This window comes from Chryseobacterium sp. sg2396 (genome assembly GCF_042610505.1).
Classification (GTDB): Bacteria; Bacteroidota; Bacteroidia; order Flavobacteriales; family Weeksellaceae; genus Chryseobacterium.
Genome location: NZ_JBHGAQ010000008.1, coordinates 96740 through 121220, shown reverse-complemented (window position 1 = coordinate 121220; position 24481 = coordinate 96740). Strand labels below are relative to the sequence as shown.

The window sequence follows — 24481 nt, the reverse complement described above, 5'->3', positions numbered from 1 at the left end:
CCGGCAAAGCAAAATTTATTTGAAAGTCTGATGAACTCCGCTGACTTTGAAGAAATAGGAAAAGGCAGACTTGGAAATCATCTTGTAAAAGAAGATCACGGAGTTATAGCTGTTGTAAGGACAACGACACGATACAGTATTCCTGCGAATTTATTTTCGGATGTTCATTGTTCGGTTATTGCAGAAATCAACAAAATTATTTCAGCCACAGATACGGCATTGCCGGAGCAGAATTTTAACAATGCTTTGATCGAAGTATACGATCTCTCCTATTCCAAAATGGGATTTCACTCCGACCAGGCGCTCGATCTGGAAGACCATTCTTTTGTTGCTCTGTTTTCGTGTTATGAAAATCCCGACGTTCTACAGGAAAATCAGATAAGAAAACTGGTCATCAAAAACAAAATGACAGGAGAGGAATCTGAAATTATACTGGATCATCATTCTGCTGTTATATTTTCAGCAGAAACCAACAAAAAGTTCCAGCATAAAATTATCCTGGATTCAAAGCAGAACTCTAAAGATTATACCGAAAACCGATGGCTTGGGATCACCTTCAGAACTTCTAAGACTTTCATAACCTTTAAAGATAAGCAACCTTATTTTTCAACCGGGGAATTATTAACCTTAGCTGACGAAGAAGAAGAAAAAGAGTTTTTCCAGCTGCGCGGTCATGAAAACCGATCTTTGGATTTTACTTATCCTACATTGTTTTACACGATAAATCCTGCTGATCTTCTGATTCCTCAAAANAAGAAGAAGAAAAAGAGTTTTTCCAGCTGCGCGGTCATGAAAACCGATCTTTGGATTTTACTTATCCTACATTGTTTTACACGATAAATCCTGCTGATCTTCTGATTCCTCAAAACAAGAATAAACCATAGATACATACCATGAAAAAAACATTACTTACCACCACTCTACTTATCCTGTTATTTTCCTGCAATGAAAACAGGCCTGAAAATAAACCTTTGATTGAAAATGCGGTTGATAATACAGATTCATCTTTGAAAGGTTCATTTGAGAGCAGCCGGTACGATGACAATATGATCGATAAAATTTATTCTGAATTAATTAAAAATGATAAAAAATTATCTGCTCTTGACGAAAAAATTCTAAAAATCCATGAAGAGGAATCGAAAGTTATTCGTGAGTACGAAAATATTTTCATTAAATCGGAGGCTTATTACCGTGATGCCAAGAATCAGAGTAACAGCATTACGGATTCACTTCTAAAACATCAGATTAAAAATCAGCTTAAATTAAGTGCTGACAAATATGATATAAAAGTAAAAAACATGAAAGCTCTGATTTCCCGGATTTCCAAAAATACGGAGACAATAAATAATGTGTACATTGTATTTAAAATCCGCAAGACCCTTCCCGAAATCGAAAAATACCAGAATGCCCATCCTCTGAAAACCGATAATCTGGAGCATTTTATCGGGAAACAGGACCAATTGCTGAACGAGCTGAAAAACATAAAATAATGAACCCCATCTCAATCATCGGTGCCGGAATCGGAGGTTTAACCCTTGCGAATATCCTGAAACGACATAACCTGGATTTTAATCTCTACGAATCCGCCCAGGAAATAAAACCGGCAGGATCAGGAATTATGATGGCCATCAACGCCATGCAGATCTTTGATACTTTGGGATTAAAAGAGCAAATTGAAAGAGCCGGCAATAAAATCCATAGTGTTTCCGTGACCGATCAGCAACTTAAAAACATTTCCACTACAAACGTCCTTGCGCTTGAACAGAAATACAATTCCTGCAACGTCGCCATCCACCGGGCAGATCTGCAAAGAATCCTGGCAGAAAACATCGGTTTTGAAAGGATTAACCTGCAACATGCTCTGACAGAGATCAAGAAAGAAGAAAATTACCGGCTCCGTTTTGAAAACGGCAATGAAATCGAAAGCCGGATCGTTTTCGGCGCCGACGGGATCCATTCAAAAATCAGGACCCAGATATTGCAGACCGGTAAAATCCGGGATACCGGACAGATCTGCTGGCGCGGACTTGTTGAATTCGATCTGCCCGAAAAATATTATCAGGAAGCCTTAGAAGCGTGGGGAAAGGGAAAACGGTTCGGCTTTGTAAAGATGACGGGCCAAAAAATATACTGGTATGCCGTTATCAATAAAGGATTGCATAAGCGCTACCAGAGCATTGCCGAAAATTTTCACGGCTTTCATCCGATGATGATTGATATGATTAACGCCACCCTGCCGGAAAATATCATCATGAATACCCTTACCGACTTGTCTCCTATCCCGAAATGGTACGCGGACAACTTATGTCTTATCGGTGATGCTGCCCATGCCACAACCCCGAATTTGGGACAAGGGGCCTGCCAGTCGGTTGAAGATGCCTACATTATTGGAAAACTGCTGGAGCGTTCGGATGATTTCAACCGGATTTTTGAAGATTTTCAGAAAATCAGAAGAAAAAAAGTCGATTATGTGGTGGATACCAGCTGGAGAATCGGGCAATTCTCCCAATGGGAAAAAGCAACGGCTCTACGGAATTTCCTCATGCGAATGGTACCGGAATATTTCAACCGGAAACTGGTAGGGCGGGTTGTGGAACTGGAGATGTGATAGGTCTGAAGAAGGAAGCTGGGTGCTGGAAGTTCCTTTGTCAAAATTATGAACAATAGTATTATTATCAAATGAAACCGTTTGTCACTCTAAAAAAGATTTTATTTAAACATATATTCAATAATCATTTCAAAATAAGTCGAATACGAACAAACTTTCATTAGCTAAAATCCCTATCACTTTATTTATCTGATTATTTGTGAAAATCAACAATAACATTTGAATATCAATTTAAAAACCCGAAATTTGCAGGTATGAGCATTCAGGAAAATTATAACCGTATTAAAAGCCAGCTTCCTTCAGATGTCCAGCTGGTAGCCGTTTCAAAGACCCACCCGGTTTCCGCTATTCAGGAAGTTTATGACCTGGGACAAAAGGTTTTCGGGGAAAATAAAGTTCAGGAAGTAACGGAGAAGTACCCACTTCTTCCGAAAGACATCCAATGGCACCTCATCGGGCATCTTCAGACGAACAAGGTTAAATACATTGCCGGATTTATCGATACCATCCAGAGTGTGGATTCTGAAAAGCTGATCCGTGAAATTGATAAGGAAGCACGGAAAAACAACCGTACGATCAATATTCTGCTTCAGGTGAAAATAGCTGAGGAAGAAAGTAAATCCGGACTCGAAATCAGCGAAGCCAGAGATCTGTTTGAACAATATCTGAATGGAGAATATCAGAACATCAATATTACCGGATTAATGGGAATGGCAACGTTCACCGAAGACCAGGATCAGATAAAAAAGGAGTTTCTAGTCCTGAAAAAGCTTTTTGATGAATTTAATCAGCTGAAGAAGCTGGAAACCCTATCCATGGGCATGAGTGACGATTTCCCGATTGCCATTGCATGCGGTGCCAATTCCATTCGTGTAGGCTCGGCTATTTTCGGGAGAAGGGATTATTCCAGATAGTATATTAGGTACGGTTTTTGCTAATAATTCAATCTAAAAAATCTAAATTTGCAACTATGCAAAAAATCCTTATTGTAGAAGACGAAAAAGCCATCTCGGGAGTACTCCAAAGTATCCTTTCTGACGAACTTACCGAATATGAATTTGTAATTGCCGAAGACGGACTTGAAGGTTATAAGCAAATCGAAAAAGAAGATTTCGCACTGATCATTTCCGACATCAAAATGCCCAAGCTTTCCGGAACCGAACTTTTGAAACAGAGTTTAGCGTTAAAACCGGAATCCACTTTTATCATGATTTCAGGACACGCAGACATTGATTCTGCAGTTTCCTGCCTAAGAGAGGGCGCTTATGATTTCATATCCAAACCGATTGACATCAACCGACTGATTACCAGTGTGAAAAATGCTTTAGCCAAAGAAACGCTGAAGAAAGAAAACAAAAATCTTCAGACAGAAAATAAAACGCTGAAGAAAAAGGTAAATAAAAAGTACCAGATGATCGGTGAATCCGCAGGTTTAAAGAAAATCCAGGAGATGATCGAGAAAGTGGCGGTGTCCGATGCAAGGGTTTTGATCACCGGACCGAACGGTGCCGGGAAAGAGCTGGTTGCCCATGCGATCCACAACCAAAGCGACCGCGCAAGAGGCCCGATGGTAGAAGTAAACTGTGCTGCCATCCCTTCAGAGCTGATCGAGTCGGAACTGTTCGGACACGTAAAAGGTTCTTTTACAGGCGCTATTAAGGACAAGCAGGGAAAATTCGAGCAGGCCAACGGCGGTACGATTTTTCTTGATGAGATCGGAGATATGAGCTTGATTGCCCAGGCAAAAGTTTTGAGAGCACTTCAGGAAAGCAAAGTTTCTCCCGTGGGAAGCGATAAGGAAATAAAGGTTGACGTAAGGGTTCTTGCGGCAACCAACAAAAATATGCAAAAGGAAATAGAAGCCGGAAGATTCAGGGAAGACCTTTATCACAGACTTTCCGTAATCGAAATTTATGTACCTTCATTGGATGAAAGAAAGGAAGACATCAGATTGCTGGTTGAGCATTTCTCCGGAATGATTGCCGATGAGCACGGTACTGCAGTGAAAAAATTTGATGATAAAGCAATTGATGCGCTGAAGGCCCTGTCATGGACCGGAAACATTAGAGAATTAAGAAACGTTGTGGAACGATTGATTATTTTAGGAGGAAATACGGTTTCGGCCGAGGACGTTGCAAGCTTTGTAAGAAAATAATGTAATTATTACTTAAAATAAATGAAGAAATTGCAGTACCGTTTGATACTGCAATTTTTTTTGAATAAGCTATATTATGAATTAAACGATTATGAAATTTTTAGATAAAAACTATACCAAAGAATGCCTTACCCTGGCACTGCCCGTTATGATGACGCAGGTCGGACAGGTTTCGGTAAATCTTTTTGACAACATTATTGTAGGGAATTTATTAGGAGCGGATGCCTTGGCTTCCGTTTCATTAGGGAACGCAGTATTTTTCTCTATGTTTGTCCTGGCACTGGGCTTCTCTTTTGCCATTCCGCCACTCGTTTCACAGGCACACTCCCAGCATGACCATAAAACCATCAATTCGGTATTCAGCCATGGGTTTGTTATTAATATGACTGTAGGAATTTTACTGATGGGGATTTTGCTGTTGGGAATGCCGCTTTTGTATAAATCGGGACAGCCGGAAAAGATCATTCCGGATACCGTGGATTTCCTAACGATCATGGCGATCAGCATTGTCCCGTTTATGGCTTTCCAGACCCTGAGGGAAGTTTCTGAAGGGCTTTCTTACACCATCGGGGTAACGAAGGCAACAATCATTGCCAATGTCATTAACATCGTATTGAATTATGTCTTTATCAAAGGACTTTTCGGACTTCCTCCTATGGGTGTACAGGGTTCTGCGCTGGCGAGCCTTATTGCCCGTATATTTATGGTGGTATTTCTTTATTTTGTTCTGCTGCATGAAAAAAAGACCCGGCAGTACATTATGGACTTTTCATTAAAAATAGAGGTTTTCAGCAAAACTATGTTTGAGAAAATGATCCGGCTGGGATTTCCGACGGCATTGCAGATGTTCTTTGAAGTAACGGCTTTTGCCGGGGCCGCTTTCATCTGCGGACTGATCTCGGCACACGATATTGCTTCTCACCAAATCGCCCTGAGCATGGCTTCTTTTACTTTTAATTTATGCATCGGCTTCAGCGTTGCTTCTACCGTTATGATCGGAAGAAAAGTAGGTGAAGGAAATTTTGTGGAATTACGGAAAGTGGGTATCAACAATCTTAAAATTTCCTTTATCTTTATGTGCATCTGTGGGGTTATTTTTATTTTGGGTAGAAATATCCTGCCAACTTTCTTTACCAAAAAAGAGGAAATTGAAGTGATCGAACTCGCTGCCAAATTAATGATCATTGCCGCTTTGTTCCAATTATCAGATGGTATCCAGGTTACGGCTCTGGGAATGCTGAGAGGATTGCAGGATGTAAAGATCCCGTCCATCTACACCTTTATCGCGTATTGGATCATTACCATTCCATTGGGTTATTTACTTTGTTTCACCCTGAAAATGGGTGCTTTTGGAATGTGGATTGCCTTAGGGCTTGGACTAACGGTTTCTGCAGTGATGCTGGTCAAACGTTTTCTGAATCTGTCTGCAAAGAGAATTAAGCAAAACTTATAATAGAAAAGCGGTCCTTTCGGATCGTTTTATTTTTATATAACTTGTTTTTTTATTGATTCTATATGTATATTTGACAATACTATAAGTGATAAAAACTAATGACAGAAGAGCAAATTAAAGAAAAATTATCCGATGCTTTCATATCAGTAATAGCTAATTATAAAGGTTATAAATTACAAAAGCCAGATGATACAGGTGGTGTTGATTTTTCAGTGACATATGATAAAATACTAAGTAGAAACGGAAAGAAAAGATATATACAGTCTGGAGAATACATAGATTTACAATTAAAAGCCACACAAGAACATCGAATAATATTCGAAGAGAATACTTTAAAATATGATTTAGAAGCTAAAACATATAATGACTTAATTTTTAGATTCAATTATGGCAATGCTCCATTAATATTGATATTAGCAATATTACCTGATAATAATACTATGTGGGCACAAATTGGAGATTTTAATTTAATTATGAATCAAAGAGTTTATTATTTTTATCCAAATATTGATATGGAAGAAACTAATAATCAAACAACAATAAGAATTGAAATTCCGATCGCTAATAAAATTGATTTAGACTTTTTTCCTAATCGTTTTCAAGAACATTATAGATGATTACAAATACGAAAATAATAAATTATATATCTAATAGAGATTGGATATTTGTAAGTGAATCAGAAAAATTCTATTACTATGCTGCTCCAGAATTTTTAGGATTTGAAGAGCAATATTTATTACCTATTCCTAAAAAATCATCTACTGTAGATTACAATAATTTCTTAATTAAAACTATAAGTATTTTATCTGAAATTTATGACATCTCTGTTGATGAAATTGAAGTGATTATTGAAGAAGATAATGCTGTTTTTTCAATAAGAATATATGATGATTTAACAAATGATGGAAAAATAGGATTTAATAGATTTGAAGAATTAATTGATGGTATAAAGGACTTGTTAATTGATGCTGCAACGTTTGCAATCACTCCGAATATACTTACAAAAAATAAGCCCGCAGAAGCATTTAGATATTTAAATTATTGTAAATTTCTACAAACCGAAGTAGGAAGCTTTATAGCAAGAATAGAGCTACCATCAGATAAAATAATAAAGGAACAAGAATTATTTCAAGATGAAATTCGTGCTTATGATATAAATTCTAAACTAATTTCTATACTATCATATGTAAAAAGATCTGTATTTGATTCAGATCAAGAATTTAATGAAACATATTTAGAAGAAAATCAACATCGAATAAATCTTAATATATTAAAAGATATAGAAAAAATATATGAAAAAACTGAAAGTAGGAATATAGAGTTCAACTTTAGCAACATTTACGAATCCGTTAAAATATCAACTGAAAATATTTACAATGAAAAACTTATTAAACTTAGTAATCTAATTCAAAATATTGATGAATCTCTAAATGAGGAAAATCATGTAACAATAACAGGAAGAATTACAAACTTAAAATCTAACGATCCTGAAAGTAATTCAAATGAGATTTCGTTTAATTCTTTATTAGATGAAAAACCGATAAAGGTTAAAGCGAAATTAAGTAGAATACAATATCAGCAAGCAGTCGATGCGCATAAGGGTAAGAAAAATATTCAAATAACTGGAATTATAAGAAAAATGAAAACTCAATATAAATTTTTAGATATTTATAATTTTACTATTCAATAATATCATTAATTCTTAATCAATTCTTTTCCCCAAAATCACCAAAGTCCTCTCCACCCCATCCAGCACGGCGACATCCGGAAAGACACCCCAGTCTTCGAAACCGAAATGGCGGAACAGCTTCAGGCTGGGTTCATTATGCAGAAAGATAAATCCCAATAATGTTTTTACGTCAAACTTCGGCGCATTATCAATACAATATTGCAGGACTTTTTTTCCGTAGCCCTTTCCGCGGGAATTTTCAGCCATGTAAATGCTCAGCTCTACGGTTCCGTTATAAGCGGGCCTTCCGTAAAACGACGAAAAGCTCACCCATCCCAATACGGCACCCTGCTGATCTTCGATCATCCACAGCGGCCTTCGGTCAGGCGTATGTTCATGAAACCACCGGACCCTGCTTTCTACGGTAATATCTTCCGTATCGGCAGTGACCATTCTTGAGGGAATGGTGGAATTGTAAATCTCTACGATCTTCGGTAAATCTTCCGGCGTTGCATTCCTGAATTTCAGTTCTTCCATTGATGTCAGCATATTTCTGCAAAGATACGAGAAGATTTTTCTGCTGCCTATAACCCTACTATTCTTCTGAATTGTTTTCCTGCAGTTCTTTCAGTGCCCGGTTCAGGCTCCTTACCGTAATACCGAGATAAGCTGCCATATCTTCTTTAGAGATTTCCATTTCCCTGGACTTCACTTCCAGAAGCTGGGACAGCGTATGTTCTGTAGTATGAAGCTGCTGATAGGAAGCCCGGCTTGAGGTATTGACGATCCTTTCGGCGAAAACATCGAGCAGTAAATTATTCAGCGCCAGATCATTTTTAATAAGCGACTGAAAGTACGGGATCGACATGGAATAAACGATAACTTCCGTAATGGCCTCGATGCTGCAAAGGCACGGCACATTTTTAATGACTTCAATTTCACCGATGATCTCGCCTTTTCCGAGAAATTCAACAATATATTCCTTATCATTTTCTTCCACGAAATAGCATTTGGTAATACCGGTTTTAATCAACATGATCTTTGTGGAAATCTCATTCTGGGTCAGTATCTTATCTCCTTTTTCAAATGATTTCAATACAATATTGCCTTTATGATCCTGCCGGGTATACAGCTGCTCCAAATAATCTAAAAATATCTGATTGGTACGTAACATATCTCGGTTGGGACAAATGTCCTTTTCTGGTTTATTATTTATACTGAATTTTACCGGGGAAAAATACAAAAACTTAAGTAAATACAATATGAATAATTCGATAACAACAATAGCATTTGACGCCGACGATACCCTTTGGATCAACGAGCCGTATTTTCAGGAAGCGGAAAACAAATTCTGTGGATTGCTGGAAGACTACCTTCCACAACACTCCGTTGCCCAGGAACTTTTTAAGACGGAAATGCAGAACCTTCCTCTGTATGGATACGGGATCAAAGGATTTATGCTTTGCATGGTAGAAACGGTCTGCCATATTTCAAATTCAACCGCTTCTATGGAACTTATCAGCAAAACCATTGAAATCGGGCATGAACTGTTGATGAAACCGGTCGAACTTCTTGACGGAGTAGCGGAAACTTTAGAAAGCCTTAAAGGCATATACCGCCTGGTGGTGGCAACAAAAGGCGATCTGCTGGATCAGGAACGGAAATTAAAAAAATCCGGACTGCAGGATTATTTTCATCATATCGAAATCATGAGCGATAAAAAGGAAAGTGACTACCGGAAGTTATTGAAACACCTTGATTGTAAACCGGAACAGTTTCTCATGCTGGGAAACTCCATCAAATCGGACATCTTACCGGTACTGGAAATCGGTGGTTCTGCCGCCCATATTCCGTATCATGTTACATGGACCCACGAACAGCATGATTTTCAGATTGAGCATGAAAACTTTCTGGAATTTAAAAATATCAACGAAATTTTAAATTATTTGTGATCTGTTTTTGAGACCTTTTAGGTTTTAGTCCTACTCTGTTTCATTTTAAATAAGCTATTCTCGCGCAATCATTGATTCTTGTATAGATTCTTGCCGGAATAACAAAAGGTTCAGTCCGTTTACCATAATAAACAAAAACCCACTCAAAAGAGCGGGTTTCATTATTTATTTCTTCAGACATTTTTCCAGGAACTGATCCTGCTCCCAAAGCAGATGCAGGATGTTTTCTTTGGCGGCATATCCGTGAGCTTCTTTAGGAAGCAAAACCATCTTTACAGGAGCACCCAGGTTTTTCAATGCCTGGAAGTACCTTTCGGTTTGCAGGGTGAAAGTTCCGGGGTTGTTATCTGCATCGCCGTGAATCAGCAGCAAAGGCGTTTTCATTTTATCAGCATTCATGAATGGCGACATGGTGTTGTAAATTTCCGGTACATCCCAGTAATTTCTCTGCTCGCTCTGGAAACCGAATGGGGTCAGCGTCCGGTTATAGGCACCGCTCCGGGCAATTCCGCAGGCAAACAGCTTGGAGTGCGTCAACAGATTAGCCGTCATAAAAGCACCGTAAGAATGTCCTCCTACTGCCACTTTTTTGCGGTCAATATAACCCAGTTGATCCACCGCATTAATGGCTGCTTCCGCATTGGCTACCAGTTGCGGGATAAAGGTGTCGTTCGGTTCGGTTTTTCCTTCACCGATAATAGGGAATGCGGCATCATCAAGCACTGCATATCCTTTTGTTGTCCAGTATACGAAAGAGCCGTACGAAGGGAAAGTAAAATCATTCGGGTTCTGGTTGTTCTGTCCGGCCGTATTTTTATCTTTATATTCGGTCGGATATGCCCAGATCAGCAAAGGCAGCTTCTCCTTCTTAGCCTTACGGTCGTAGTTAGCAGGAAGGTAAAGCGTTCCCGTTAAAGTTACACCGTCGTTTCTTTTGTAAGTAATCACTTCTTTATAAACATCTTTAATGCTTTCAAACGGATTGGCAAAATTAGTTACAGCTTCTTCCTTATTTGATTTTATATTCTTTTTAAAATAATTCGGATACTGGCTGGAAGACTGCTGAATCGTTAATACTTCTCCTTTCGAAGGATTCAGGATATCAATGATCTCTTCCTTGGCATTTTTAAGATTGGAAGTATACAACCTCTTTTTCTTAAGGGTTTTCATATCTACTTCATCAAGAAACGGATGCTGACCGTCTTTTGTAAATCCCGCGCCGATAAGATAAGACTTCCCGCCTTTCATGTCTACTACCAATCTTCCGTATTGGTTTTTAATCGTGTTGAAATTTCCGGGATCGCTGTAAATATCCTGATAATTCCGGTCTTCGATCACTCTGGATTCTCCGTTGTTAAGATCTACCAGATATGCCTTTGTATTCCGGGTATCGTACCACCCTTCCGAAACAATAGCGTAATGGTCATTCGTCCAGCTTACATTTTCATACCGCTGTCTGGTTTTGAAAAAAGATTTTGGTGCATTCGTAAACGGAGCGTCCCAGGTAAATATTTCATCCCTGTACTCTGCCGGTCTGGATTGGTCGCCACCGTCCAGTGCTTCCGTATACACTAATGTTGCGGGCATATCACTTCTCCACCCCATATCCCGTTTTCCGGTACGTACCGAAGAGAAACCTTTTGGCATGACTTCATTCAGCGGAATCTCATTTACTGTTTTTACCGCATTTCCATTCATATCGTAGACCGTCGTAGTCATCGGGAACCTGCTCAGCGGGACAATGTAAGAGAACGGTTTTTTAATCGTTGTCGCCATCAGGTAATTGCCGTCCGGCGAAAAGCTTAATCCGGAATACAAATCATGGTCTTTCACTTTTTTAAGGTTTCCGTTAAGATCGACATTATAAACTTCCGAAGCCGTCAGGATTTCAAAATTCTTTTCATCCTGGGGATTTTTCAGCAGGTCCTGATACGTCCTGTTCTGCGAAACTTTCCCATCGGCGGTTGATACAATCGGGCCAGTCGGAAGGTCTTTGCTGGCATCGATTAAAGTTCCCCTGTCCTGAGGCAGCGTTTTAATGAGCAAATGCTGGGAATCTTTGTACCAAAGGTATGGACTTCCGAGATTGGCATTTAAATTATCCGAAGTAACTTTCTTTGCCGCAGCAGTTTCCAGATCAACGATCCACAATTCTACGCCTTTATTTGTGGTGTTGGTAAAGGCTAACTTCTTTTCGTCAGGAGAAAATGAAGTGTACGTAATTTTAGGGTTTGCCGGTAAATTCTTAACCTGTACTTCCGTTTTATCATTGATCTTCCTTACTTTCAGGTTATTGGAATACGTTGCCGTACTCGAAATGTTGGTAACCGGATTGATTCTTAATCCGCCCAGTTTCATTTCCTGCTGGCTCAGATCTTCCAGTGTTTTATACGTCGGACGATAGGTGAAAACGATCCAGTCTTTTTTACTGTTCATTAAAACGCCGGGAGGCCTTTCGTAATCTGCTAATTTCAAAATCTCCGCAGACGGTTTCTGGTAGGTAATACTTTCTTGTGCATCGTAAAAATTAAGGAATGCGAGAAGGCATATGGTTAGTTTTATCTTCATAATAATTTCGATTTCCACGAATTTAATAAATTTTATTCCGATGGCAAAAGGTTGTGGGTTTTGGATTTTAATCAGCGTTAAGATTAGATATTAAACGCTATCGACGCAAAAGAAAATTTTATTTAAAATAACATAGATTCTTCGTTCGCAAAGGCACTTCATTCAGCAAATGATAACAATGTATATTTATATTTTGCTTTTAAACTATTGTAAATTAGCAAAAAGAACAGATAAAAAAGTTTTTTATGCAACAAAAAGAGCGGTAAAATTTACCACTCTTTCTTTATAATTTATATTTAAATTGAATTACCAGTCGTTGGCTCTTTTTCTTTTTTCGATCATATGATCTACCGAGACTTTTCCGACACCAAATACCATCAGCAACATATAAACAGCAAGGTAAATCAGGCTCATTTCCTGTTTGGCAAAAGGATCCGCTGCATGGAATACAAATCCGGCAATAATCATGGTAAACATAAGAAACCCTAAAGCGATTCTTGAGAAAAGTCCCAGAATCAGAAAGATGGAACATACAAATTCAGCAAAGACCGTAAGCCCCAAAGATAACTGCGGCCCCATTCCCAGAAAATCGAAGAAGTCGCTTTTTCCGTCGATCAGCATCTGCAGCTTGGGAAATCCGTGGGAAAGCATTGCAAAACCGATAAATACCCTTACCACCAATAAAGCAATATCTTTTACCACCGAATCAGAATTTGTTGAGCTAATATAGTTCATTACAAAAGGATTTAGATTAAAGATAATAAAATCTTTTAATAGAACGGCTTTTAGACTCTTTTTAGTCTACCGGTATCCGAAATTTTTCAGGTCCCTGTCGTTTTTCCTCCAGTCTTTTTTTACTTTTACGAAAAGATTCAGGTGAATTTTCTTGTTGAAGAACTTTTCAAGATCCAGCCTCGACTCGGTTCCTACCTTTTTGATCGCTTCCCCTTTATGGCCGATAATGATCCCTTTCTGGGTATCTCTTTCCACATAAATAATGGAATCGATGAAAATAATCCCTTCTTTCTCCTTGAACTGCTCTGTCACCACTTCCACCGAATACGGAATTTCTTTTTCGTAGTTCAATAGAATTTTCTCACGGATGGCTTCATTCACAAAGAACCGCTCCGGCTTGTCGGTGTATTGGTCTTTATCGTAATACGGCGGATTTTCCGGCAGTAAAGATTTGATCTTCGGAAGAATGATATCGGTATTGAAAGCGTTCAGGGCAGAAATAGGAAGGATTTCCGCCTTCGGAATTCTTTCATGCCAGGTTTCCACCAGTTTTTCAAGGCCTTCCTGGTTAGTCTGGTCGACTTTATTTAATAATAATAAAACAGGTACCGGAATCTTGTTCAGTTTATCGATCAGGAATTCTGAAGGTTCAGCTTTATCAGTAACATCTACAATGAATAAAAAAACATCTGCATCCTGCAGGGAATCCTTCACGAAGTCCATCATTTTTTCCTGCAGCCCGTACTTAGGATCCAGTACGCCTGGCGTATCAGAGAATACGATCTGTAAATCTTCCTCATTATAAATTCCAAAAATCCGGTGTCGGGTGGTCTGAGCCTTTTGGGTAACAATAGCCAGCTTCTCTCCCATCAGTTGGTTCAACAAGGTAGATTTCCCGGCATTCGGTTTTCCGACTATATTTACAAATCCTGCTTTGTGCATAAAATAATATTAAGAAGTGCAAAGTTAATAAAACTAAACCGGTCTTTCGGCTAATCATAAAGATTTAAAACAAAAAGCCTTTTCCAAAATTGGAAAAAGCTCTGCATCATCTGGAATTCTGTTTAATTAAGAACAACGGCTCTTCATAAACTGCAGGCTTCCTGCAGCAAGCGCGTCAGCATCGTGTGGCGATTGCTGCCAAAGGGAAACCATCTGCTGCATTCCGGGAACGGAAGACGAAAAGTTCTCCAGCACCAGGTTTCCTTCAAAATCAATCTCCTTTAAGGCGGCGAACAACTGATCCCAGTTTACGGTGCCCTCTCCTAGCATGCCGCGGTGGGATTCTGTCATGTGAATGTGTTTAAGTTTTTTTCCGGCCAGAATAATCGGATCATAAAAATTATTTTCCTCAATATTCATGTGGAAAGTATCCAGATGAAGGAACAGGTTTTCTTTTCCTGTTTTTGCAATCAGATCCAAAACATTCTGTGCTGTGTTGCAGACATAGGTTTCGTAACGGTTAATCGGTTCTATTCCGATATTCACGCCCTTTTCTTTAGCATAATCTGCGATACAGCTCCAGACCTGCGTGATGATTTCCGCTTCATGTTCCGTTAAAGGGTTCCCTGAAAAAACACCAATTCCTCCGTGCAGGACACCGCCTAAAAAGTCAGTTTCCAGCTCGGAAGCTTGATCAACAGCCTGCTTGATCAGACTTTCAGCCGTTTCCGGATAAAATGCAATGTGGGCCTCTTTGGGAAGGTTCAGCGAGCAAACCACATCGAGCTGATTATTTTTAAGCTGCTGCTTCACTTCTTTGGCATTGAATTCCATGGAGGGCGGCAGCAGAATCTCAATAAGATCGAATCCTGTTTTTGCAGTTTTTTCGATGGCATATTTTCCGGCTTCGGGATTCCACACCGGAGTCATCCATGAAAGCAGAGATGCTCCAAATTTTATATTCATATGTAAATATTTATGTTAATTTTTTTTAGACCCCTGTCCAAATTTTCGTTCAGGAACGCTCCTTCATTTTTTAATGAAAATAAACTTGGTTCATTCTTCACTTTTAAAATAAACTTTTTCTGCAGATTTAATTTCAATGAATAAAAGTGAGCCTGCAAAAATTTGATTTTTAACGATAAATGTATCTTAATTACTTGATGTTAAAAATAAACGCCAGATTTAAACAGGTTTTTAAAACACCCACCATTCCGCTCTTACGCCCAGATAGGTTCCTAACCTTTTTGCTCCGGACTGCTGCAAGAACGGCGAATAAAGGCTGTTCATCGCCTGATCATTGTATCTTGAAACCTCGGCGATGAACCGGATGTGCGGCCTTGCCCAAACACTCCTTTCCGCTGTCGGAACTATAGTAGGAGCCAGTACGAATTTTACCATTGATGCCGGATCCTGATTTCCGTCTCTTCTTTGGGCATAATGCAATTCAGTAAGGATGTGGAACCAGTTGTTGAAATAGTAAGTGGCTCTTACGCCTGTATTAAATTCTGATTTCCGGTTGAAAATTTCCCTTTTGTAATAGTCCATGGCTTTATCATCGCTGGATGCACCGCCTTTGCTTTTCGTAAAAACGGCATATCCGTTTAAAGACCATCGGTCGGAAAGATTCAGTAAAATATGTTCAACCGCTGTTAAAGAGTAAGCTCCGTTATAGGTTCCTTTTACCTCGTCGGGAGCGCCATAGGTTCTCCAGGTCTGGGTATTTCCGCTGTCTCCGCCATTGGCAATCCCGGCTCCATAGCGGACCGATATCTGGTTAAAAGAACCCGGCAATCTTGTTTTCAGGGTAGAACTTAGCTTAGCTCCCAATACCCAGCCGTAATCGGCCGGATACTGCTCTACGGAATTTTTTCCGGATTTATCTACGGTATGAAATTCCGCCAGCAATTTTACCTTATGGTCATTGTTTTTAAATGGGATGATCTGTTCCAGTACGAATACTTCCCGCTGCCTGTAAATAAGACTCTTGCCTCCGCTGATGACATTGGTATAAGAATACGGAGTGGAATTGCTTGCCGCCGTATCGATGGCTGCCGGAAAAAACATGGAAAACCTCGTGTTCTTATGCCTTACGCCCCAGCCGGTTGCTGAATGGTCATCAAAATAAAAGTAATCGGCAATATGCACATCGTCGAAACGGAGCCAGCGTGATCCGGCCCAAACATCCCAGTCGCTGCCCATAATGTTCCGTGCTTCCACAAATGCTTCCGGCAAAGCAACAATCATCCCCTGGTTCGATTTGGTATCAACGTTTCCCAGAAAAGTACCACCCGAATAAAAGCTTAGCCTCGCCTGCATATCAATCTTTGTTTTTCTAGCACTGTCGCCCACCACCGGAGTGAAATGAAAAGCCGGCAGAAAATCCACATAATCTCCCTGATCCATTCTTCCGCCCAGCGATCCCTGGTTGTTAAGATTCAGCTGTCTGCCCGTACGGCCGTCTGCATTCGGGGAATATCCGGCTCCGATCCGGCCCGTGGTCCCAAAGGAAAATTTCTGGTTGGTAATTATGATCTGCCCGTATACCGTTCTACTGAATGTTAACAACAATAACAGACCGATTTTTAGTAAGTTATTTTTCATCATTGAAATTTCACTTTAAGGTTTTCGGCTTGTAAAACTTTACCGCAAACAGAATGATGATTACGTAGCAGATGATCGGCAACAGGTAAGCGTGGGCAACATCCGTTTCTGCAATTTTACCCATGATCGGTGTGAAAAATGCACCTCCGAACATCGCCATTACAAGAAAAGAAGAAGCCTGCTGCACCTTTCCGCCCAGTTTTTTTAACCCTAAACTAAAAATCGTAGGATACATCACACTGAGAAATAAATTAAGCAGAATCAGGCTGATAAACGAAACCCATCCGAAACTTTGTGAAATAATCAGGCAAAGCACAATATTACAGGCCGTGAAAATAGCAAGAACCTTGTTCGGAGCGATGTATCTCATCAGGAATGTCCCGATAAATCTTCCGATCATCATCATCGCCATGCTCAGGGAAAAATAGTAAGAAGCCTGTGTTTCCTGAAGATGCATTTTTTCTACCCCGTAATTGATGAAAAATGCCCAGGTACCGCCTTGCGCCGCAATGTTGAAAAACTGTGCGATCACGGCAAATATAAAATGTCTCTGCTTCCAGAGTGGAGCTCCTGCATTTACCCGGTCATGATAATGGTCTTCTCCGGTAGCATGCTCAAGGATTTCCGTTTCTTCAGCGTGCGGATCTTTCAGGTCCGGAACTTTGATAAAAGCAAAAATAACAACCAGTACAAGCACTACAATTCCGATCCATGTATACAGCGTTTTCACAGAATCCAGGGATTGGTCGCTACCGGTTCCGCTAAAGATAAAAAAACCGCCTAATAAAGGTCCTACAATCGCTCCCAATCCATTGAAAGACTGCGCAAAGTTTACTCTCTGGTCGCTTGTTCTTTCATCGCCAAGTGAAGCTACGAAAGGGTGTGCTACGGTTTCCAGGGTGGCCATTCCTAAGGCAAGAATGAAAAGTGCTACTCTGAAAAAATCAAAGGAAGCCCTATTGGCCGCCGGAACGAAGAGGAAACATCCTCCTGCAAACAGGGTAAGGCCTAATATAACACCCATTTTATACCCGAATTTTTTCATAAAAAGCCCTGCAGGGATTCCCATCAGCGCATACGCCCCGAATATGGAAAGCTGAACCAGTCCGGATTTTGATTTTGAGATATGCAGGACGTTCTGGAAATGCTTATTCAGGACATCGCCCATCGTAAGGGCAATGGCCCAGAAAAAAAACAGGGAAGTTACAAAAGCCAGTACGACAAGGTACTTCTTCTCGGTAAATTTTGCCGATTTCATAAGTATGTTTTTAGAAATTAAATTATAAATTGAATACTGATCATGCAGTTCCGGTAAGATACAGACTGATATACCCCTGCTTCTATACGGATGCAGGAAGAATAGAAACCTGAAAATTAAAATGTATGTCTTACGCGGAAACTACGCCATTTTTAAACTGTGTGCAGGACTCTGAACCGATCGAATTCGGCGTAGTCGTAATCCGGGCATGCTCCGTGTCTGGAAGTGATGAATGCTCCTAAGGTTATAGCCTGATTCATGATTTCTTCCGGGCTTTCCCCTTTGATCCTTTTTGAAATAAATCCTGAAAGAAAAGCATCCCCGCTTCCTACGGTATCCGCAATGGTAATGGGCACCGCCGAAAATCCGTAATTATGGTTTCCGACAAAATACCGCGCTCCCTTGCTTCCTTTGGTAAGGACGATTTCCTGAATATTGAAATGTTCCTGAATAAATGCCGCGCTTTCGTCTTCGCTTCTGTATTCTTCGCCGAAATAAGCCATGATCTCACGCATTTCCGCCTTATTCATTTTAACGATATCGGCTTTGTGTAAAAGGGTTTTAATCAATTCAACATCGATAAAGGGCGGCCTGAAATTAACGTCAAAAATTTTAAGCTTTGCATATTCCAGCAATTGAAAAAGGGTTTCTTTCGTTTTTTCGTTTCTTGCAGAAAGGCTTCCGAATACAAATGCATCCGCATTGGAAACCAATTCTTTGTGTTCGGGGAGCAGTTCGATGTAATCCCAAGCGACATCGTTGATAATCTCATACGTGGCTTCATTATGCTGGTCGATCTTCGCCAGTACGGTACTGGTTGGTTTCTCATCATCGATCTGGATGTACTTCGTGGTAATGCCCCAGCTTTTGATCTGATCTTCCAGTTTATGTCCCAGCTCGTCGTTCCCGATCCGGCTCAGCATCTTTACATCGGTACCCATCTTATGGATGTTGTACGCTGCATTGAACGGTGCTCCTCCGGCTCTTGAACCTTCGGGAAAGATATCCCAAAGCACTTCCCCGAAACACACGACATACGATTCTTTATTATTTATCATAAGGTTAAACGTTTAATTAAATATTTAAATTTTTTATTCTACAGAATTTCGTTCCATATATTTTGCCTGGAGCGTTATCCTTTCCCCATTGGGAGTGTAATGATTAATCTGCTGGTCTAAAAGCTTTACGGATTCCTTCGCCATATCGATCAATGGCTGCTGTACGAAACTGATATCGGTCGGAAAAAGATGATAAGCCTCCGTTTCGTCAAATGCAATGACCGATACTTCTACCGGAACACGGATATGGTGATCATTCAGGTAACGCAGTCCGGCAATGCCCAGCTTGTTGCTGGAAAAGTAGATGGCTGTTCTTTTTTTAAGATTAAGATTCTTCTTAAGCTTTTCATTTACTTCTGCCGTAATATTCTGAATGCCGATCAGTACTTTCTTCGTCGGAATTCCGGAATTTTTAACTCTTATTTCAAAGCCTTCCTGGCGGTCAAGCAGATGCGGAAGTTCGGTATCGTAGCCTACGTAAATAATTTCATCGAATTTCTTTTCTGTAAGCTGGTCACAAACATGCGCAGATATTTCAGCATTGTTGATCATCACTCCCGGAAGACTGATGTTTTTAAGATAACGGTCAATGGTAACCAGCGGATATTCTTCGGCAATCAGTTTATTGATGGCTTCATCCGAATCGACTACCGGGGCAACAATCATCCCGTCTACCTGATGCTCGGAAAACAGCTCTGTCAGCTTCCTGAATTTTTCAGGATTTTCATCACAGCTTCCGATCAGAAGGGTATAGCCTAACTTCATGGCTTCATCTTCGATGTTACGGGCAATATTGGAATAAAAATCATTGGAAATATCTGCCACAATAAGACCGATGAGCTTACTTTTGCTCATCTTTAAGCTTTTGGCAATTTTATTGGGGGTATAATTGATGGATTTTGCGACTTCCAGAATTTTATCTTTTGTAGCATCGCTGATCCGGCTTCCTTCTTTTTTGTTCAGGACATAGGATACGGTTGCCACGGAAACACCGGCAATTCTGGCTATGTCTTTAATGGAAGCTCTTTTCATACAGTTATTTTCAGGGACAAAAATATTTCATAAAAAACATACAAAACAATAGCCCTGTTTTTTTGGCTGGTATAAAAATTATTGTATTTTCGCACATTTTTTAATTAAGACGATAATATTATACATATTGTTAATTATCAGACATTTACATAAATATGATAATAGCGTTTTAATTTATTGTTAATTTAATATGAACTGACAACACACAATTAGGAGATATTTTGGTTAAACGTTTATGCTTAAATATTTTAATATTCTTTAAAATAAATTGAATATTGATTCTGATAATACTTTACAAAATGCCTGAAAACTATATTTTTGAATTATTGACAAATAAAATATGATCATCGACGAAATTCTTGACCGCATCTACCCTCTTCCCGATTCATCAAAAATGAGCTTAAAGGAATCAATCGAGGAAGTTTCTTTACCAAAGAATTTCTGCCTCATGGAGGCCGAAAAAGTTATTCCGTACATTTATTTTATAAAAAAGGGGATTGTCCGCGCCTACGCATCTACCGAAGACAAGGATATTACCTTCTGGTTCGGAAGTGAAGGGGAACCGGTGGTTTCCATGAAAAGTTATGTAGAGAATAATCCGGGCTACGAGAATATAGAATTGCTGGAACACTGCGAACTCTATAAACTGAAAACAGGGAGTCTCAGGACATTATTCAATAAAGATATCCATATTGCCAACTGGGGCCGGAAGTTTGCCGAACGGGAACTGGTAAAAACCGAGGAACTGATTATTTCCAGACAGTTCAGAACAGCTCTGGAACGCTATAAAGATCTTATGCTTCATAAGCCCGACCTTTTAAAGCGGGTCCAGCTGGGACATATTGCTTCTTATCTCGGAATTACACAGGTGAGCCTGAGCAGGATCCGGGCGGAGATGAAGGGATGATGAGTTTTGGAATATCGGGTATAAGAGTATGAGAATATTAGAGTATAAGAGTATAGTATGAGAGTATGAGAGTATTAGAAAGTAAAAGGTTTTTACGCTGATCTATGTCTTTTTTAACAATTGTAAAATTTTAATCTTTTTTAAATTCTGAACTTTGCCGAGAAATACCAGTAAAAATGAATTGGATCATCCTGGTTATTGCAGGTTTATTTGAAGTCGCTTTTGCGTCATGCCTAGGAAAGGTAAAAGAAACCAACGGAACTGCCATGTATTTGTGGTTTGCCGGATTTCTGATTTCTCTGACGGTGAGTATGCTGCTCCTGATTAAGGCTACACAGACTCTGCCGATCGGAACAGCCTATGCCGTATGGACGGGAATCGGCGCGGTAGGAACGGCACTGATGGGAGTTTTCTTCTTCAAAGACCCGGTAACTTTTTGGAGAATATTCTTCATTATTACACTGATCGGTTCGGTGATCGGGCTGAAAGCCGTTTCTCCACACTGAATAAAAACGGATACCTACCGTAATTACTTATTAATTTAATCTTGTTACATGCTTTACAGCAAAGCCATTTTCACCTGTTGGAAATGGCTTTTTGTATATTTAAAATCATATATTTGTGAAAAAATTAAAAACCCGTGAAAAAGTTATTATTCTTTTTATTTTCCGGCAGCATCGTGTCGGCTCAGAGTCCGGAACTGTTCAGCAACAGTTGGTACATTTCCAAAATGGTAATTAACGGTCAGACAACGGCCACTCCGCCAATGCAGGTGAACATAGGAACTTCTGTATTTAACAACTCAGGAACGGCATACGATTTCCAGTCCAGGTATTACAACTCAGCCGGTTCCATCATTACTTTTTCTCCTACATCAAACAGTTTTACGCGCCAGGGGGGCGGATGTACCCTTGCCATTTATAACGGTACCAATGCAGTAGCGGCTCAGGCCTATGATCAGCAGAATTGTGATTTTTATTTCAATTCCGGTACGGGCGCTGTTTTCAATTATCAAATCGTAACTTCCGGCACCCTGAAAACACTTATCATTACCCGTTCCTCTACCGGGGATCAGATTTTTTACAACAATTCAGGCTTTCTAGGAACCCGGGAAAACATTCTTAAAAAACCGCTTTCCATTTATCCGAACCCGGTAAAAGATATGTTGAATCTTGAAGGAGTACCTAAAAATTCTGCTGTGAAAATTTACGATCTTTCCGGAAGAAAAGTACTGGAAGCTTACAGTGAAGATACCAAGCTGAAAATAGACATCAGCCGTTTGAGCAAGGGAACCTATATGATCCATTCTGAAAATATCCCGGCACAAAAATTCATTAAAGAATAAACACTCCCAAATTTTATTAACGCATATTCTAAGATATTAAAATAAAAAGATGCCTTCCATCTGAAAGCATCTTTTTATTTTTTATAAATCAGCGGGAGGATCTCATTTTTCCTGAGTCCGTATTTCTTAATTTCTTCTTCGGAAAAGGTCTGCGAATAGAAGTTGACATCCGTTTCAAATCCCGCTTTTTTCAGACGGTCAAAATAGTCCATCCCATACCAGCGTACATGGTCGTACTGACCGAAATGTTTCTGACGTTCTTTAGGGTCTTTAATCGTAAAATCTTCATACGTTTCTTCCAGTGCATTTTTCATCGGAACCTGTACGATTCCCCAGCCTCCCGGTCTCAGGACCCTGTACAGCTCCCCCATGGCTTTGGCATCGTCTTCAATATGTTCCAGCACATGGTTACAGAATACAATATCAAAACTTTCATCAGCGAAAGGCAGGTTCAGAATATCCGCTTTTACATCGACAATCGGGGAATACAGATCGGCAGAGATATAATCCAGGTTCCTCATTCTTTTGAATTTTCTCAAAAATTCCTGTTCCGGGGCAATGTGTAAAACCTTATAATTCTTAATAAAAAACTCGGTTTCATTCTGGAGATACAGCCACATCTGACGGTGTCTTTCGAGGCTTAATGTTCCCGGAGATAGTGCATTTTCCCTTTGTGTCCCGTATCCGTAAGGAAGAAACTTCCGGTATGATTTCCCGTCGATCGGATCGATAAATTTATCACCTTTAAAAAACTGGTAAATCATAGGCCTCGCCCAGATGCTCATTTTGATCAGCAGCGGACGGGGAATTTTATTCAGTAAAAGTTTAGTGACTTTTTTCATTAAAAATCCAGTTGGAAAGCTTTTTCTTCGTCGCTTACGATGCCCAAGGCATCATAAATATACTGAAACGTTGAAAGCAGGACCGGTTTCCCGTTGATTACCGCCACATCATGCTCGAAGTGTGCTGAAGGCTGGTTATCAAGCGTAGTTACCGTCCAACCATCATTGTGGAACTTCACTTTTTCAGTTCCTAGGTTGATCATGGGCTCAATGGCGATTGTAAGACCGTCCTTGATGACCTTTCCACTTCCCTGTCTTCCGTAGTTCGGAACCTGTGGGTCTTCGTGCATCTGTCTGCCCACACCGTGGCCTACCAGTTCTTTTACAACCCCATATCCTTCTTTTTCGCAATGCGACTGAATAGCATATGAAATATCACCGATTCTTTTTCCTCTTACACACTGCTCAATTCCTTTATACAAGGATTCTTTGGCAACTTTCAGCAGTTTTTTGGTTTCAGGTTTTATTTCGCCGATCTCGAACGTATAGGCATGGTCTCCTACAAAACCGTTTAAAACAGCTCCACAATCAACAGAAAGTACATCCCCTTCTCTGATTTCTTCTTTATTCGGAAAACCGTGTACTACCTGTTCGTTAGGAGAGATGCAAAGCGAATACGGAAAACCTCCGTATCCCAAAAATGCAGGTTCGGCACCGTGATCTTTGATGAAATCGTGTGCCAGTTTATCCAAATACAAAGTGGTAATCCCCGGCTTTATTTCTTTCGCCAGCATTCCCAATGTCCTGGAAACCAGCTGAGCACTCTGCTTCATCAGACGCAATTCGTCTATTGTCTTTAACTGAATCATAAATAATGTAACAATTTATAAATCTAGCAGTGTAATAATAATGAATTAAAAAATGGATCATTCTTACACTGATACATTATCAGACTATCTTTTACCAGAATAATCCTTTTTTCTTTTCTTTTTTTAGTTTGGAATAGGCAAGAACTTCTTTTCCCTCTACCCTAAACTCTATTCTTTCCTGAATGATGTTATAGATTTCACCCCATCCCGGAAAACCTCCTAAATTCCGGTCATCAATGAACCAGTCTGCATCCAGCTTTCTCGATTGCGTTGCAGCATCAAAGACCTCACCTTCAAAGCTTGAATTAACAGCATAAAATTCGATCCCGTTCTTTCTGCAGAATTCTACTGCTTCATCCAGGGTTTTCCCATGCCTGTATGTCCATAAAATTAATCTGTACCCTTCGGCCTGAAGTCTTTTCAGTGTTTCAAAAGCAAAAATCTTCGGTTTGCCGATGGAAGGATATGCATCGTCAACGATGGTTCCGTCGAAGTCTACAGCAATTTTCTTGTTATTCATCATATCGAATATTTTGAGAGGCAA

Annotated in this window: 25 protein-coding genes; 12 read left to right on the top strand and 13 right to left on the bottom strand. The window is 39.8% G+C overall.

Going from position 1 to position 24481, the window contains the following annotated elements:
- Positions 1-30 precede the first annotated feature (30 nt).
- The 8 genes from ACED20_RS10420 (at position 31) to ACED20_RS10385 (ending at position 7906) form a co-directional block, all read left to right on the top strand.
- The gene (locus ACED20_RS10420; protein ID WP_378104454.1) at positions 31-840 is read left to right on the top strand and encodes an alpha-ketoglutarate-dependent dioxygenase AlkB; all 810 of its coding nucleotides are present in this window, start codon (positions 31-33) and stop codon (positions 838-840) included.
- 53 nt (positions 841-893) lie between these two features.
- Positions 894-1490, top strand: coding sequence for a hypothetical protein (locus ACED20_RS10415; RefSeq protein WP_294201267.1), 597 nt, complete (start codon positions 894-896; stop codon positions 1488-1490).
- Positions 1490-2608 (top strand): FAD-dependent monooxygenase, encoded by a 1119-nt coding sequence (locus ACED20_RS10410; RefSeq protein ID WP_378104452.1) that lies wholly within the window; start codon positions 1490-1492, stop codon positions 2606-2608. The genes ACED20_RS10415 and ACED20_RS10410 overlap by 1 nt, the downstream gene beginning before the upstream one ends.
- Before the next feature lie 254 nt (positions 2609-2862).
- Positions 2863-3522, top strand: coding sequence for a YggS family pyridoxal phosphate-dependent enzyme (locus ACED20_RS10405; RefSeq protein ID WP_294201263.1), 660 nt, complete (start codon positions 2863-2865; stop codon positions 3520-3522).
- Positions 3523-3578: 56 nt separating this feature from the next.
- Positions 3579-4763, top strand: a complete 1185-nt coding sequence (locus tag ACED20_RS10400) for a sigma-54 dependent transcriptional regulator (protein ID WP_294201261.1) — start codon at positions 3579-3581, stop codon at positions 4761-4763.
- 91 nt (positions 4764-4854) lie between these two features.
- Complete coding sequence (locus tag ACED20_RS10395; RefSeq protein WP_378104449.1) at positions 4855-6216, top strand: MATE family efflux transporter; 1362 nt, start codon at positions 4855-4857, stop codon at positions 6214-6216.
- A 98-nt stretch (positions 6217-6314) separates the two neighbouring features.
- Positions 6315-6833 (top strand): DUF4365 domain-containing protein, encoded by a 519-nt coding sequence (locus ACED20_RS10390; RefSeq protein WP_294238551.1) that lies wholly within the window; start codon positions 6315-6317, stop codon positions 6831-6833.
- A complete protein-coding gene (locus ACED20_RS10385) occupies positions 6830-7906 on the top strand; it encodes a hypothetical protein (protein ID WP_294238549.1) in 1077 nt (358 codons plus the stop codon). The genes ACED20_RS10390 and ACED20_RS10385 overlap by 4 nt, the downstream gene beginning before the upstream one ends.
- Before the next feature lie 12 nt (positions 7907-7918).
- Here the strand turns inward: ACED20_RS10385 and ACED20_RS10380 are convergent, their stop codons facing one another.
- Both ACED20_RS10380 and ACED20_RS10375 read right to left on the bottom strand, forming a co-directional pair.
- Positions 7919-8434, bottom strand: coding sequence for a GNAT family N-acetyltransferase (locus ACED20_RS10380; protein WP_378104446.1), 516 nt, complete (start codon positions 8432-8434; stop codon positions 7919-7921).
- Between the two features lie 46 nt (positions 8435-8480).
- Positions 8481-9059, bottom strand: coding sequence for a Crp/Fnr family transcriptional regulator (locus ACED20_RS10375; RefSeq protein ID WP_294238542.1), 579 nt, complete (start codon positions 9057-9059; stop codon positions 8481-8483).
- Positions 9060-9147: 88 nt separating this feature from the next.
- Here ACED20_RS10375 and ACED20_RS10370 point away from each other — a divergent pair, with 88 nt between their 5' ends.
- Entirely contained in the window at positions 9148-9837 is a 690-nt protein-coding gene (locus ACED20_RS10370; protein ID WP_378104444.1) for an HAD family hydrolase, read from the top strand.
- 165 nt (positions 9838-10002) lie between these two features.
- Here ACED20_RS10370 and ACED20_RS10365 read toward each other — a convergent pair whose 3' ends face one another.
- The 8 genes from ACED20_RS10365 to ACED20_RS10330 all read right to left on the bottom strand — a co-directional run bounded on the left by ACED20_RS10365 (position 10003) and on the right by ACED20_RS10330 (position 20034).
- Positions 10003-12405: a S9 family peptidase gene (locus ACED20_RS10365; RefSeq protein ID WP_294238536.1), complete on the bottom strand. Its 2403-nt coding sequence runs from the start codon at positions 12403-12405 to the stop codon at positions 10003-10005.
- A 306-nt stretch (positions 12406-12711) separates the two neighbouring features.
- The gene (locus ACED20_RS10360) at positions 12712-13140 is read right to left on the bottom strand and encodes a DoxX family protein (protein ID WP_345765714.1); all 429 of its coding nucleotides are present in this window, start codon (positions 13138-13140) and stop codon (positions 12712-12714) included.
- A 66-nt stretch (positions 13141-13206) separates the two neighbouring features.
- Positions 13207-14082, bottom strand: coding sequence for a GTPase Era (gene era, locus ACED20_RS10355; RefSeq protein ID WP_294200278.1), 876 nt, complete (start codon positions 14080-14082; stop codon positions 13207-13209).
- 126 nt (positions 14083-14208) lie between these two features.
- Complete coding sequence (locus tag ACED20_RS10350; RefSeq protein WP_294294836.1) at positions 14209-15048, bottom strand: sugar phosphate isomerase/epimerase; 840 nt, start codon at positions 15046-15048, stop codon at positions 14209-14211.
- A gap of 231 nt (positions 15049-15279) precedes the next feature.
- Positions 15280-16689 (bottom strand): carbohydrate porin, encoded by a 1410-nt coding sequence (locus ACED20_RS10345; RefSeq protein WP_294238525.1) that lies wholly within the window; start codon positions 16687-16689, stop codon positions 15280-15282.
- Positions 16690-16696: 7 nt separating this feature from the next.
- Complete coding sequence (gene fucP / locus ACED20_RS10340; RefSeq protein WP_294201641.1) at positions 16697-17944, bottom strand: L-fucose:H+ symporter permease; 1248 nt, start codon at positions 17942-17944, stop codon at positions 16697-16699.
- Between the two features lie 152 nt (positions 17945-18096).
- Positions 18097-19002, bottom strand: a complete 906-nt coding sequence (locus tag ACED20_RS10335) for a carbohydrate kinase (RefSeq protein ID WP_294201643.1) — start codon at positions 19000-19002, stop codon at positions 18097-18099.
- A gap of 33 nt (positions 19003-19035) precedes the next feature.
- Positions 19036-20034, bottom strand: coding sequence for a LacI family DNA-binding transcriptional regulator (locus tag ACED20_RS10330; RefSeq protein ID WP_294231125.1), 999 nt, complete (start codon positions 20032-20034; stop codon positions 19036-19038).
- A 340-nt stretch (positions 20035-20374) separates the two neighbouring features.
- Here ACED20_RS10330 and ACED20_RS10325 point away from each other — a divergent pair, with 340 nt between their 5' ends.
- The 3 genes from ACED20_RS10325 to ACED20_RS10315 all read left to right on the top strand — a co-directional run bounded on the left by ACED20_RS10325 (position 20375) and on the right by ACED20_RS10315 (position 22286).
- A complete protein-coding gene (locus ACED20_RS10325; protein WP_378104439.1) occupies positions 20375-20941 on the top strand; it encodes a Crp/Fnr family transcriptional regulator in 567 nt (188 codons plus the stop codon).
- 176 nt (positions 20942-21117) lie between these two features.
- Positions 21118-21447 carry a DMT family transporter gene (locus ACED20_RS10320; RefSeq protein ID WP_378104436.1) on the top strand — a complete coding sequence of 110 codons (330 nt, stop codon included), beginning with the start codon at positions 21118-21120 and terminating at the stop codon, positions 21445-21447.
- Positions 21448-21581: 134 nt separating this feature from the next.
- Positions 21582-22286, top strand: coding sequence for a T9SS type A sorting domain-containing protein (locus ACED20_RS10315; RefSeq protein WP_294201648.1), 705 nt, complete (start codon positions 21582-21584; stop codon positions 22284-22286).
- Positions 22287-22360: 74 nt separating this feature from the next.
- Here the strand turns inward: ACED20_RS10315 and ACED20_RS10310 are convergent, their stop codons facing one another.
- The 3 genes from ACED20_RS10310 to ACED20_RS10300 all read right to left on the bottom strand — a co-directional run bounded on the left by ACED20_RS10310 (position 22361) and on the right by ACED20_RS10300 (position 24460).
- A complete protein-coding gene (locus tag ACED20_RS10310) occupies positions 22361-23128 on the bottom strand; it encodes a class I SAM-dependent methyltransferase (RefSeq protein ID WP_294220607.1) in 768 nt (255 codons plus the stop codon).
- The gene (gene map, locus ACED20_RS10305; RefSeq protein WP_294220603.1) at positions 23128-23937 is read right to left on the bottom strand and encodes a type I methionyl aminopeptidase; all 810 of its coding nucleotides are present in this window, start codon (positions 23935-23937) and stop codon (positions 23128-23130) included. Before map ends, ACED20_RS10310 begins: the two co-directional genes overlap by 1 nt.
- Before the next feature lie 91 nt (positions 23938-24028).
- Positions 24029-24460, bottom strand: a complete 432-nt coding sequence (locus ACED20_RS10300) for a BT0820 family HAD-type phosphatase (RefSeq protein ID WP_294201652.1) — start codon at positions 24458-24460, stop codon at positions 24029-24031.
- Between the last annotated feature and the right edge of the window lie 21 nt (positions 24461-24481).